Source organism: Streptomyces sp. NPDC048825, from assembly GCF_043198355.1.
Lineage (GTDB): Bacteria > Actinomycetota > Actinomycetes > Streptomycetales > Streptomycetaceae > Streptomyces > Streptomyces xiangluensis.
In genome coordinates this window covers 137,799-151,244 of sequence record NZ_JBICUR010000019.1, presented here as the reverse complement: position 1 = coordinate 151,244, position 13,446 = coordinate 137,799, and the positions used below count along the sequence as shown (strand labels likewise).

The window sequence follows — 13,446 nt, the reverse complement described above, 5'->3', positions numbered from 1 at the left end:
ATGCCGGCCCGTGATCTCGGCGCGCAGGACTGGCACAAGCCGTGGAGCGACGACGCGGGCGGCGCCTGCGTCGAAGTGAAGAAGCTGGGCGACGGAAGGGTGGCGGTGCGTCAGTCCACCGACCCGGGCGGCCCGGCGCTGGTCTTCACCGACCGCGAGATCACGAGCTTCCTGACGGGCGTGAAGGCGGGCGACGCCGACTTCCTGTTCTGATCAACTCCGGGCCCTGAAACGCCCCTGTCTGAAGGACCCGTCTCAAACACCTCCGTCTGAAACACCTCTCTGAAACACCCTTGTTGACCTACGACTTGACAGGAGGGGCCGCGTTGTCCGACAACGGATGGCCTGCCGACCGAATCGACACCGAGAGCGCGCACTCCGCGCGTATCTACGACTACATCCTCGGCGGAAAGGACTATTACCCCGCCGACAAGGAAGCCGGCGACGCCATGTCGCGGGAGTGGCCCGCCCTGCCGGTCCATATGCGGGCCAACCGCGATTGGATGAACCGTGCCGTGCGCTGGCTGGCCAAGGAGGCCGGGATACGCCAGTTCCTCGACATCGGCACGGGCATCCCCACCTCCCCCAACCTCCACGAGATCGCCCAGTCGGTGGCCCCCGAGTCCCGCGTCGTCTACGTGGACAACGACCCCATCGTCCTCACCCTCTCCCAGGGCCTGCTGGCCAGCGCGCCCGAGGGCAGGACGTCGTACATCGAGGCCGACTTCCAGCACCCGGAGGCCATCCTCGACTCCGCCGAGTTCCGCGAGACCCTCGACCTGTCCAAGCCGGTCGCGCTCACCGTCATCGCAATCGTCCACTTCGTCCTCGACGAGGACGGCGCGGTCGGCATCGTCCGCCGCCTCCTCGAACCACTCCCCTCCGGCAGCTACCTCGCGATGTCCATCGGCACCGCCGAGTTCGCACCCGAGGAGGTGGGCCGCGTCGCACGCGAGTACGCGGCGCGCAACATGCCCATGCGGCTGCGTACATTCCCGGAGGCCGAGGAATTCTTCGAGGGCCTCGAACTGGTGGAGCCGGGGATCACGCAGGTCCACAAGTGGCATCCGGACGGCAGCGATTCGGAGCCCATCCGGGACGAGGACATCGCTATGTACGGGGCGGTGGCTCGTAAGCCCTGAGCTACGTCCGGCCCTGACTGCAGGCACCGTTGAATGTTCCATTCAGCATCTCTAGCATCACTTGGTGGGTCCATTCACCCACTGAGGAGATCCCGTGCTCTTAGCCACTCGTGTCAGAGGTAGGAGACGGACGCGGCGACCGGCAATGCTGGTCGCCGCGCTGCTGACGGCCGTGGGGGTGACGGCCCCGCCGTCGTCGTCGGCGGCGGAGCTGCCGCCGAGCGCCGTTCCCAAGGTGTGGCCGACTCCCCAGAACATCAAGGCCGGTTCGGGTCGACTCACCGTGCCCGACCGGGTCGTGGAGGTCGTCGGTCCCCGGACCGACCCGTCGGCACGACGGCTCGTCGAGGCCGTTCTGCGCGACGCCGGAGCCGACAAGATCATCACCGCGAGCGCCGGGGACAAGCCCCCCGCCGCCGGGCTCACGGTCTACGTGGGCGGCCCGGACGAGAGCAACGCCACCGGGAAGGCGCTGAAACGCCTGGGCGCCGAGCCGCCGACAGGCCTGGCTTCGGGCGGTTACGTCCTGGCGTCCGGGCGCAAGGACGGACGGGCCCTCGTCGCCCTGTCCGGCGTCGACACCACCGGCACGTTCTACGCGGCCCAGACCCTGCGCCAGCTCGTCACCAAGACGCGCGGATCGCGTTCCGTACTCCCCGAAGTGGCCGTGCGGGACTGGCCGGCAGCCGCGCTGCGCGGGGTCATCGAGGGTTTCTACGGGACGCCCTGGTCGCACGCCGAGCGGCTGAACCAGCTGGACTTCTACGGTCGTACGAAGCAGAACGTCTACGTCTACTCGCCCAAGGACGACCCGTACCTGCGGGCGAAGTGGCGCGACGCCTACCCGTCCGCCGAACTGGCCCGGATCGAGGAGCTGGTGGACCGGGCCGACGCCAACCACGTCCGCTTCACGTACGCCCTGTCGCCGGGACTGTCGGTCTGCTACTCCTCGGACGCCGACATCAAGGCCCTCACCGCCAAGTTCGACTCGCTGTACGACGTCGGCGTGCGCTCCTTCGCGATCCCGCTCGACGACATCAGCTACACGAAGTGGAACTGCGACGCCGACGAGAAGGAGTTCGGCACCGGTGGCGGCGCGGCGGGCACCGCCCAGGCCCATCTGCTCAACAAGGTGTGGCAGGACTTCTCCGCCGACCACTCCGGCCTGCAACCGCTGGAAATGGTCCCCACCGAGTACTCCGACCTCGCCGACTCCCCCTACAAGAAGGCGCTGCGGGAGAAGCTCGACCCCTCCGTGGTGGTGGAGTGGACCGGCGTCGGCGTGATCGCGCCGAGCATCACCGCCGACCAGGTCGAGCAGGCCCGCAAGGTGTACGGCCACCCGATCCTGATCTGGGACAACTACCCGGTCAACGACTACGTCACCAGCCGCCTGCTCCTCGGCCCCTACACCGGCCGCGAACCCGCAGTGGCGGCGGCGGCAACCGGAGTGACCGCCAACCCCATGGTCCAGGGCGAGGCGAGCCGGATCGCCCTGTTCACCTCCGCCGACTACCTCTGGAACCCGGACGCCTACGACTCCCGTAAGTCCTTCCTCGCCTCCGTCCGCGACCTCGGCGGGCCCGCAGCGGCGAAATGGCTGCGGATCTTCGCCGAGAACAACTACTCCTCCCAGCTCGACGCGACCGAATCGCCCACGCTCACCCCGCTCATCGACGCCTTCCGCAAGGCGTACGAGCAGGACAGCGGCCTCGACCAGGCCGCCGAGGCGCTCAGGGCGTACTTCTCCGACATGGCCGCCACGCCCCGCGAACTGCGCGCCCGGCTCGACAACTCCGGCTTCCTGACGGAGACATCCGCCTGGCTGGACAAGCTCGGCCACTACGGCAGGGCGGGACAGACGGCCGTGGACCTGCTCCTGGCGAACAAGCGGGGCGACACCGACGCGGTCGCCACGTACTGGAAGAAGCTCAGGGCCGAGCGCAAGGAGCTGGACGCGATTCCCCAGCAGGTCTCGCCGGGAGTGATGGACCAGTTCCTCTACACGACGGTGATCGAGAACGCGCCCGACCCTGGCGTCGACATCTCCTTCGATCCCGGTTCCCTCGCCTTGAAGCCCGGCACGACCGCGACGGTGACCCTGGCTCTGACCGACAAGCGGTCCACGTCCGCCCGGACGGTCTCCTGGAAGCTCGACGTACCCGACGGCGTAACCGCCTCACCCGACGAGGGCAACCTGACCGTCCCCGCCGGAGGCAGCGCCTCCACCACCGTCACCTTCACGGCGCGAGACGGCGCCGCAGACGGGGTCCGCTCCGTCGTGGCGACGGGCTCGGCGGACGGCACGGCCGTCCTGGACCGGGCGATCCCGGTCCAGGTCGGCAACGGCACGGGCACGCCGCGGGCGCTGACGGCCAACTTCAGCAGCGCTTCCGTGAGCTCGATCGACCTGGACTCCGGGAAGAGCACCAACATCTCGGTGGGCAACAACCCGGGTGAGGTGATCCTCAGCGCGGACGGGCGTACCGCCTACGCCGCCAACCAGGGCTCGAACTCGGTCAGCGTCATCGATGTGGCGCGCGGCACGGTCACCGCCACGGTCGCCGTGGGCCGCGTCCCCGCCGGGCTCGCGCTCACGCCGGACGGCGGCACGCTCTGGGTCGCCAACTATTCCGACAACACGGTCCAGCCGGTGGACACCGCCGACCTCAAGGCGGGCACCCCCGTCCCGGTCGGCTCCGGCCCGGAGAACATGGCGGTCACGCCTGACGGCAGGACGCTGTACGTGGCCGACATCCACGACAACACCGTGACACCGGTCGACCTGGCTGGCCAGAAGGCCGGCGCTCCCATCCCGGTCGGCCCCCGCCCCTTCAACGTGGTGGCCGCACCCGACGGCAAGACGGTGTACGTGTCCAACTCCGGTGGTTCGACGGTCACTCCGATCGACACGGCCACCAACGACACCGAGCCGACGCTCCTGGTCTCCGGCCAGGCCTACGGTCTCGCCCTGTCCCCCGACGGACGGACTCTGTGGGTCAGCCCCAGTACTGGCGACACCGTCACCCCCGTGGACACGGTCACCGGCATCCCCGGCACCACGATCAAGGTCGGCAGGTCCGCCTTCGACGTCGCCCTGGACTGGAACGGAGCCAAGGCCTACGTCACCACCGCCGACGGAAACGTCCTGGTACCGGTCGACACCTCGTCGGGCACCACCGGGTCGCCTCTGGCCACCGGCGCCTATCCGCTCGCGGTGGCGCTCACACCCGTACCTGTGGAGTAGCGGGCGTCAGCCCTCGGAGCCGCCGGGGACGCTGGCCGAGACGTAGACCAGCGGGCGTCGGCCGGCGGTCTCGCGAGCCTCGCCATCGACGGCCCGAGTCAACCTCAAGAGTTCCAGGTTCGGGCTGACACGCTCTCCCCCTAGCTTGGCCGAGGACAGAAATGACAATCCTCAACGGGGAGTGACCTGATGAGCAAGCTTCATCGTCTGGCCGGAGCCGCAGCTGCATCTGCGATCATGATCGGAACCCTGGCAGCGTCGCCTGCTGCTGCCGTCACCCCGCCCGAACTACCTGTCGCCGTCCAGGGCGCATGCAGCGGCACGGCCACCGACAGGGTCTCGGTCGTCGTCGACAAGGGGTACATCAGGACCCATTACTACAAGTCTTCCTCCGTCGTGAAGACCGTGAACCGGGGTGCATCCTTGGCTTTCTTCGAGGGCGTCAGGAACAGCTACGGAAATGAGTGGTTCAAGGTTCAGTACTCTGACCGCACCAACGACTGGTGTGGCTGGATCTACACAGGTTCCGTCTGGTGGGAGGACTGAGCTGGCCTCAGACGCCATCCGCTTATCGATCATGGGGTGGTCTGGTCGAACAGCGTTCCTGATCGGGTGATCACGTGAGAGCCGGCGCATGGCAGCAGGGCCTCTTGGTAGCTCGGGGGTGCGAACCAAACCAAGCACCAGGAGGCCCTGCTGTCTCAGCCTTTCGCGCTCGCGTGCGTGGAGTCCAACTCGCCTTCCCGGTCGTGTGACTGTCTCGCTATCGACGCGGTCCGCTATGTGGCCGACAATGGCGTCAAGTGGGCCAACCTGCCCGCGGGCTTCCCGCCGTATCGGCGCGTGCACCTGATGTAGGCGGACGGCGGTTATGCCGGGCCAGTCATCCGCTGCGTGACCGTCCCCCGCGCGTAGCGCCGTCCGGTGTCGATGCCGCCCCGGCGAGGGCGGTGCGCTTCCGGACCACCGTCCTGCGATGCGGGCAGGAGCAAGTCCTTCAGTTCCAGCTGGGTTCGGCGGGCACGCGGCAGCGCACCTGCTTCCCGATTGCCGAGCGCCGTACGTGCCATCCCGGTGCGAGCAGGTCGACCAGCCCGAGCCCACGCCCGGTCTCCGCCTCCGCGCTGTCGAGCGGTGTCGCCCGGCGCCTGGGCAGGGTGCAGGGTTCCGGGTCATGGACGTTCACCGCGACGACGCCGTGCGACGTCGCGTACACCTCGACCACTAGCGGCACGTAATCGCCGTACGCACGCACCGAGTTGCCCACGAGTTCGGAGAGGACGAGTTGCGCGGAGTCGACGGCGCCGACCTCCACGCCCTGTGCCAGCAGTTCGGTACTCGTCAATTGCCGTACTTGGCACAGGTTTTGAGGCGAGGCGCAGATGTGTGCGGTGAAGCCGTGGGGGCGGGAGCGCAGGTAGAAGCCGGGGATCGTTCGTGCAGGGGGTGCGGCGGCTGTGGCGGCGTCGAGGAGCGTGGTGAGGGGAGGAGTGGGGTGCATGGCGTTGGCCTCCTTGGCGGGCGGTTGGAACTGCCCCAGCTTCAGCCACACGTGAGACTTTCTCCCTCAGGTAGAAAATTTCCAACCCAAATGAGTGAAGTTCTCGCGACGGTGTGCGATCTCCTCACGAGCGTTGCCAGACTCCGCACATGCCCAACTCACCACTCGTACCGACCGTTCGACGCCGCCGACTGGGCGCGAGCCTGCGGCGCCTTCGTAATGAAGCGGGGATGACGCTCGACGCCGCTGCCGGAGCGATGGGCTGGAGGGCACCGAAGCTCTCGAAGATCGAGGGTGCCACCCAGTCAATCAGGCCCGCAGACGTGAGTTCCCTGCTGACCGTCTACGGCGTGAACGACACCAGGGTCAGGGACGCTCTGGGCGCCCTGGCACGGGACGCCGGGAAGAAGGGCTGGTGGCAGACGTACAGCGCGATCGTCTCTCCCACCTACGCCGACTACATCTCCCTCGAAACGGATGCCGAGACGATCTGCGCGTGGTCCCCGCTGGTTGTGCCGGGCCTGTTGCAGACAGCCGCCTACGCGCGCGAGACGATCGCCGGCGTGACCACATCACGCACGCCGGAGGAGGTCACCGCTCTGGCGGAGGTACGAATGGCCCGGCAGTCCGTACTCTCCCGTCCGGGTACGGCTCCGGAGCTGTGGGCCATCGTCCACGAGGCAGCACTGCACCAGCGCTTCGCCGTGCGTCCCCCGACCATGCGTGAGCAACTCCAGCGGCTCCTCGACGTGGCGGACATGCCGAACGTCACCGTCCAGTTGATGCCGCTGAACTCCACCGCGCACCCTGGCGTGGTGGGCGGCTTCACCCTGACCGGATTTCCCCAACCCATGCCATCTGTAGTGCTCTTGGAAAACCTCAGCGGCGCGACGTACGTTGAGGGCGACGACGCGACGCCCTTCGCCAAGGCCTTCGAACGCATCCGTGCGACGGCGCTTCCCGTGGAGGACTCGCTCGCGAGGATCGCCGAGTTGGAAGAGGGCCACCGGAAGTGACCGACCCCAGGGCTACGCTGTACGCATGTGACCTCACCGGGGCGATATGGCGCAAGGCATCCGCCAGCGGCGCGGAGCATGACTGTGTCGAGATCGCCGACAACATCCCCGCCCTCGTGCCGGTCCGCGACAGCAAGCGCCCCACCGGGCCAGTGATCACCTTCACCGCCTACGCCTGGCGCACTTTCATCGCCCACCTGGACTGAACCCCACGACGCCAGAGGTCAGCTAGCGGTACGCCGGATGCGCCCCGCGTAATGCTTCTCCAGTTCCAGGTTGCTCTCGAAGCCGCCGGGGACGTTGGCCGAGACGTACACCGGTGGGCGGCGGCCGGCGGTGAGTAGGAGCGAGGTCGCCTCGGCGACGGCCATCTGGACCAGCATCACGCCGGTGAGTGTGGACAGGGCGCATACGGCGCCGCCGTCGGGGAGTTCGAGGAGTGCGTCGCCGGGCGGGGCCGCGTTGTCGAGGACGACGTCGGCCAGGTCGGCGAGTTTCTTGCCGCTGGGGTGGGCGGCGGGGACGGCTCGCGTGTGGGCGACCGAGGTGATGGCCAGGAGGCGGTGGCCTTGTTCCTTGGCGTGCAGTGCCATCTCCACGATCACGTTGTTCACGCCGGAGTTGGAGATGATGACGAAGAGGTCCTCGGGGCGTGGGGCGGCGAGGTCGTAAATCCGCCGGGCGACACCGGGCTTGCGCTCCAGAAGCGGGTCGGCGAGGACGCCGGCGTCCTCGCCGCCGTACAGGACGAGGTCGGCGATGCTCAGCCGGTTGGTGGGCACCAGGCCGCCGGCGCGGCCCGCGACCTCCAGGACGATGGCCTGCGAGTGCCCCGTACCGAAGGCCTGGATGACGCCGTCCGCGCGCACGCAGTCGGCGATCAGCTCCGCGGCGCGCCGCACCTCGCCGCGCGCGGACCCGGTGATGCGGTCGAGGACGGCCAGGCTCTCGCGCGCGAAGCCGTCGGCGCTCACGGAGCCGGCGTTCACGGAGTCGCCGTTCACGGACTCGACAGACACGGGGTGCTCCCCACCGGTGGATTGAACCACCATCGCGTACATCCATACGTGAATGAATAAAACACACGGGGCGATCGTCGGGCAACATCCACTCCCGCGCCCACCACCCGCCCTGCACCCGACCCGCACCCGTCCCGCACCCGCCGGGTCCCTCCGGTTCTGAATTTCAATCAGGGAGTTATACGGTGGCTGTCACATTCTCGGCAGCCAGTACCAAGGAGATCGGATGCCCGCGACGGACGTCACCTCACTCATCCGCACCGAGCTGCCCCGGCTGGCCGGCTCCCTGCGGAAGGTGGGCGAGCTGATCCTGGAGGATCCGGCGGGCGTCACGCACTGCTCGGCCGCCGAGCTGGGCCGCAGGACCGGGACGTCCCAGGCGACGGTGACCCGTTTCTGCCGGGCCATCGGGCTCGACTCGTACCAGCATCTGCTGATCGAGCTGGCCCAGGAACGGGGGCGCGGCGAGGTCTCCGACTGGGGCAGCGCCGAGATCGGCCCGGACATCTCCCCGGACGACGACCTCGAACGGGTGGTCCAGGTCGTGGGCAGTGCCGACCTGCGCGCGGTGCAGCAGACCATCGACCGGATCGATCTCGACGCGATGGAGCGCGCGGCCCAGGCCGTCGCCCGCGCGCGGCGCATCGACATCTATGGCGTCGGCGGCAGCGGCGCGGTGGCACAGGAGACCGAGACCAGGCTCTTCCGCATCGGCTGCTCGGTGCGCGGCTGGACCGAGGTGCACGCCGCGGCCACCTCCGCGGCCCTGCTCACCCCGGCGGATGTCGCCGTCGGCATCTCGCACTCGGGCGCCACCCGCGAGACCATCGAGCCGTTCGAGCTCGCCAAGGAGCGCGGTGCCACGACGGTGGCGATCACTTCCGATCCGCGCTCGCCGCTCGCCAGGGCCGCCGACATCCGGCTCATTTCCACCTCCACGGAGACCATCTTTCCCGGGCGCACCGGCAGCATCGGCGGTCGGCACTCGGTGCTGGTGCTCATCGACTGCCTGTACGTACGGGTCGCCCAGCTCTCCTACCAGCGGGCGAGCGCTTCGCTGGCCCTGACCGACCACATCACCCCGCGGCATGCGGTGAAGTCCCGCCGCACTCGCTGAGGCGGCCCTTGCACGGGGTCCGCACTGCATGGATGAACCACCAATGACGCGCAGGCATGGTTGTTTGAACCATCCCCCGGTGTCAGGATGTGGCTCCGCCGAGCCCTCTCGTAGGAGACCCATGCGCGTCACCTCTGTCGAGTCGACCGAGCTCTTCGTCGGAACCACCGAGCAGCCGCGCCAAGTGGTCGCCGTCGAGCTGAGCCACCTCCCCGGCCGGACCGTCCGCCTCAGTGTCGAGGGCCCCGGCGTGACCGGCGAGACCGAGGCCACCACTGCCGAGGACGGCACCGTGCGCGCGGAGATCCCCGTGGTCAGCGAGCCCGGGCTCGCCGTCGGCGAGCGTCGCGAGATCACGGTGACCGCCGCCGACGGGGACCAACTCGCCTGCCACACCGGTGAGTTCACCGTCGCCGAGCCCGGCTGGACCATGTTCATGGTCAGCCACTTCCACTACGACCCCGTCTGGTGGAACACCCAGGCCGCGTACACCGAGACCTGGGACGTCGCCGACGACCCCACGACGAGCGGACTGCCGGCCCGTACCTTCGACTCGCGCGGCCAGTCCGGGATGAGCCTGGTGCGGGCCCACTGCGATCTGGCGCGGCGCGATCCGGCGTACACCTTCGTGCTCGCGGAGGTCGACTACCTCAAGCCGTACTGGGACGCCTTCCCGGAGGAGCGCGCCTTTCTGCGCCAACTGATCCGCACCGGTCGCGTCGAGATCATGGGCGGTACGTACAACGAGCCCAACACGAATCTCACCGGCGCCGAGGCGACCGTACGCAACGCGGTGTACGGCGACGGCTTCCAGCGAGCCGTCATGGGCGCATCCCCCGAAACCGCCTGGCAGCTGGACGCCTTCGGGCACGATCCCCAGTTCCCGGGACTGATGGCGGACGCGGGGCTGAGCTCCAGCTCGTGGGCGCGCGGGCCCTTCCACCAGTGGGGGCCGACGCTGTCGGTGTTCGGGGAGGAGCCGAGGGATCCGAACCGGATGCAGTTCCCGGCGGAGTTCTCCTGGATCGCTCCCTCGGGGCGCGGGCTGCTGACCGCGTACATGGTCAACCACTACGGGGCGGGCTGGGCGATCGACAACGCCCCCACCCTCCCCAGGGCCGAGCAGGCCGCGTACAAGCTGTTCAAGGGCCTCAAGCAGGTGGCGCTCACGCGCAATGTGCTGCTTCCGGTCGGCGGGGACTACGCGCCGCCGTGCCGTTGGGTGATGGACATCCACCGGGACTGGAACGCCCGTTACGTCTGGCCCCGCTTCATCAGCGCGATCCCGAGGGACTTCTTCGCAGCCGTTCGCGCGGAGCTCGACGAGGAAGGCCGCAAGGCCTCGCCGCAGACCCGGGACATGAACCCTGTCTACACCGGCAAGGACGTCTCGTACATCGATACCAAGCAGGCACAGCGGTACGGGGAGACGCTGCTCGCCGACGCGGAGGCGTGGGCGACGCTCGCCTCGATGGTCACCGGGCATCCGTATCCGGACGCGGCGCTCGACAAGGCGTGGCGGCAGCTGATCTACGGCGCCCATCACGACGCCGTCACCGGCTCCGAGTCCGACCAGGTCTATATCGATCTGCTGACGGGCTGGCGGGAGTTGTACGACCTGGCCGGGACGGTGCACGCCGACGCGACCGACGCCCTGGCCCGACGGGTCGCACAGCTCCCCGGCGGCACCCCGGACTTGGTTGTCTTCAACTCCGCCAACCGTGAGCGGCGGGACGTGCTCACCGTCGCCGACGCGGGTCTCGTACCGCTCGACGACACGGGTCTGCCACTGCCCGCCGTACGCGACGACGACGGCCAACTCCGCGTGGTCGTACCGCAGGTGCCGGGCATGGGCCTGCGCGCCCTGCCGCTCGCGGAGGGCTCCGTGGCTGGATGGACGCCGGACGAGGGGACGACCATCCGCAACGAGTTCTACGAGGTGACCGTCGATCCGGCGCGCGGCGGGGGCGTGAGCCGGTTGCGCGCAATGACGGAGGGTGGCCGCGACCTGCTGCGCGCCGGGGACATCGGCAACGAGCTGGTCGTGCAGGAGGAGTACCCGAGGCACCCGCGTTTCGGCGAGGGCCCCTGGCATCTCACGCCGACCGGCACGACCGTCGCCCGCAGCAGCGAGGTGACCGCCGACGTGCGGGTCGAGCACTCCCCCGCCGGATCCCGCATCACCGTCACCGCGGACCTCGGCCTCTTCCGCTACACCCAGCGGCTGTGCCTCTGGAAGGGGATCGCGCGACTCGACGTGTCGACCACCATCGACGGTTACGACGGGGCCGACCGGCTCATCCGGGTGCGGTGGCCGTCGGACGTGCGGGGCGGGCTGCCGGTGCACGAGGTGGCGGACGCGGTGATCGGGCGCGGGTTCGGATTCGTGGACGTCGACAGCGAACGGTTTCCGTGGACCTTGGACAATCCGGCGAACACCTGGTTCGGGCTCGGCTCCACCGCCCGGACCGAACTCCGGGACGACGCGGGCACGTTGCTCGGGCACCGGTCGATCGGCGTCGCCGAGTTGATCTACGGCTCCTGGGAGGAGGCCGGCGAGCTCGGGGCCCCGCTCGCGGCGGCCCTCGTCCGCGCGGGCGTCACGGCGACCTCGACGATCGCGGACGGTCCTCGGTACGGCGACCTGGAGGTCGACTCCAACCTCCCCGACATCCGTATCGCCGTCGGCGCTCCCGACCGCAACGCTGTGGTCTCCGAGGCGCTGGGCTGGGACCCGGCCGCCGGGCGCGAGCTGCGGCGGCAACTGGCCGAGCGGGGTGTGGCGGCGGTGTGGGTCGCGCCGCGCGCGGGGCTGCGCGAGGAGTGGGTGCCGGGTGCGGACCTCCGTGACCTGGAGCGGCTGCCGCTGCTCGTGGTGGCGGGCGCCCGCCCCGAGGACGACGCGAAGGCGGTCGCCGAGCTGGTGACCGACCTGGAGGAGGCGACGGTACGGGCCACCGCGGCGGGCGGTGGCGAGGCCCTGCCACCGGGTGACGCCTGGGACGGCCGCACCTTCGCCGTCCTCAACCGCGGCACGCCGGGCTGCGTGGTGACCTCCTCCGGCGACCTCTACATGTCCCTGATGCGCTCCTGCACCGGCTGGCCCTCGGGCATCTGGATCGACCCGCCCCGCCGCACCGCCCCCGACGGCTCGTCCTTCCAGCTCCAGCGCTGGTCCCACACCTTCGAGTACGCGGTGATGGGCGGCGAGGGCGACTGGCGCGAACTGCAACTCCCGCAGGCGGGCCATGAGTTCAACCATCCGCTCACGGCACGGTTGCGTGCGGCTGCCGACCGGGCAGCGGACGCCCCCGTACTGCCGAGGCGGACGGCTCTGCTGGCGCTTGAGCCGGAGGGCCAAGTACTCCTCGACGCCCTCAAGCCGCTCGGCTCCCCATTGGCGCGGGGCAGCGTGACACCGGCCGATCCGACGCGTGGGATCGCGGTGCGCATGCACGAGGTGTCGGGCCGGCCGGTTCCGGCGCGGGTGCGCGGGCCGCTGCCTTGGACGGGCGGCTCGCGGGCCGACGTTCTGGAGACGCCGGGGGAGCCACTGGTCCCGGAGGACGGTGTCCTCGGTGTCGGGCTGACCGGGTTCGAGGTCGCCACGGTTCTGGCGACACCCGGGGATGGCTGCCCCAGCGCGACGCAGGGGCCCGGGATCGCCGCGTACGAGCCCGCCCAGCCCGTCCCCACCCGGTACTGGCTGCACAACTCGGGCCCCGCGCCGCGTGGGAACATGCCCGTGACCGTGTACGTCTCGCCGAGCACGCTCACCGTAGACGGGCCCGTCACGGCGACCGTGCGGATCGCCTCGGAACTCACCGACGCACCGGTGTCGGGCGACGTGATCCTGCACGTACCGCCAGGCTGGGTCGCCGAACCCGCTCAACTGCCGTACGCGCTGGGCCCCGGCGGATTCACCCTCGCCGAGTGCACGGTGACACCCGCCGCCGATGCCGTTCCCGGCCGACACCGGCTCGCCGCGCGGCTGTCGTACGGCGGGCAGGTGTACGAGGATGCCGTGGCCCTCGATGTGCCGGGCGCGGTTCGGGAGGGCGAGATGGACGGGCGTACCGGTCAAACTCTCGTGTCGCAGTTGGGAGTTGAGTGGATCCGGGTGCGCAGGGGTGAGCGGACGCGAGTTCCGGTGAGCGTGCGCAACACGACCCGTGGTCCGATCAATGGCACCCTGTGGGCCGTTTCCTCGTGGGGCACGTGGCCCGGGGTGGGACCTGGCTGCCAGGGGTTCACGGTCGCGCCCGGGGAGCAGATGGAGTGCGTCATCGAGGTGGATGGCGGGGCGGTGCCGCCGGGCTCGTACTGGCTGCTGGCGAAGGTTGCCTGGCACGGCAACGTCGCCTACACCGAGGCAGTTCCGCTGGATGTGGCCCCGTGACGGGG

At 69.6% G+C, this 13,446-nt stretch carries 10 protein-coding genes; 8 read left to right on the top strand and 2 right to left on the bottom strand.

All coding sequences use genetic code 11. From position 1 onward, the window contains the following. The 4 genes from ACGFNK_RS36395 (at position 1) to ACGFNK_RS36380 (ending at position 4,935) form a co-directional block, all read left to right on the top strand. A complete protein-coding gene (locus tag ACGFNK_RS36395; protein WP_388677593.1) occupies positions 1–213 on the top strand; it encodes a DUF397 domain-containing protein in 213 nt (70 codons plus the stop codon). 113 nt (positions 214–326) lie between these two features. Continuing rightward, positions 327–1,142, top strand: a complete 816-nt coding sequence (locus ACGFNK_RS36390; protein ID WP_393422919.1) for an SAM-dependent methyltransferase — start codon at positions 327–329, stop codon at positions 1,140–1,142. A gap of 145 nt (positions 1,143–1,287) precedes the next feature. Further along, entirely contained in the window at positions 1,288–4,389 is a 3,102-nt protein-coding gene (locus tag ACGFNK_RS36385; protein WP_393422917.1) for a beta-N-acetylglucosaminidase domain-containing protein, read from the top strand. A gap of 189 nt (positions 4,390–4,578) precedes the next feature. Beyond that, entirely contained in the window at positions 4,579–4,935 is a 357-nt protein-coding gene (locus ACGFNK_RS36380) for a hypothetical protein (protein WP_393422916.1), read from the top strand. A 451-nt stretch (positions 4,936–5,386) separates the two neighbouring features. On the opposite strand, the gene ACGFNK_RS36375 is transcribed toward ACGFNK_RS36380, so the two are convergent. Beyond that, positions 5,387–5,941 (bottom strand): ATP-binding protein, encoded by a 555-nt coding sequence (locus tag ACGFNK_RS36375; protein ID WP_393422914.1) that lies wholly within the window; start codon positions 5,939–5,941, stop codon positions 5,387–5,389. Positions 5,942–6,039: 98 nt separating this feature from the next. On the opposite strand from ACGFNK_RS36375, the gene ACGFNK_RS36370 reads away from it, so the two are divergent. After that, entirely contained in the window at positions 6,040–6,906 is an 867-nt protein-coding gene (locus tag ACGFNK_RS36370) for a helix-turn-helix domain-containing protein (protein ID WP_393422912.1), read from the top strand. Beyond that, entirely contained in the window at positions 6,903–7,112 is a 210-nt protein-coding gene (locus tag ACGFNK_RS36365; protein ID WP_393422910.1) for a DUF397 domain-containing protein, read from the top strand. The genes ACGFNK_RS36370 and ACGFNK_RS36365 overlap by 4 nt, the downstream gene beginning before the upstream one ends. Before the next feature lie 18 nt (positions 7,113–7,130). Here ACGFNK_RS36365 and ACGFNK_RS36360 read toward each other — a convergent pair whose 3' ends face one another. Beyond that, positions 7,131–7,895 carry a sugar isomerase domain-containing protein gene (locus ACGFNK_RS36360; protein ID WP_393423004.1) on the bottom strand — a complete coding sequence of 255 codons (765 nt, stop codon included), beginning with the start codon at positions 7,893–7,895 and terminating at the stop codon, positions 7,131–7,133. A 256-nt stretch (positions 7,896–8,151) separates the two neighbouring features. Between ACGFNK_RS36360 and ACGFNK_RS36355 the strand changes: the two genes are divergently transcribed. Both ACGFNK_RS36355 and ACGFNK_RS36350 read left to right on the top strand, forming a co-directional pair. Next, positions 8,152–9,042 carry a MurR/RpiR family transcriptional regulator gene (locus tag ACGFNK_RS36355; protein ID WP_393422908.1) on the top strand — a complete coding sequence of 297 codons (891 nt, stop codon included), beginning with the start codon at positions 8,152–8,154 and terminating at the stop codon, positions 9,040–9,042. A 121-nt stretch (positions 9,043–9,163) separates the two neighbouring features. After that, positions 9,164–13,441: an NEW3 domain-containing protein gene (locus ACGFNK_RS36350; protein WP_393422906.1), complete on the top strand. Its 4,278-nt coding sequence runs from the start codon at positions 9,164–9,166 to the stop codon at positions 13,439–13,441. Positions 13,442–13,446: the final 5 nt, after the last annotated feature.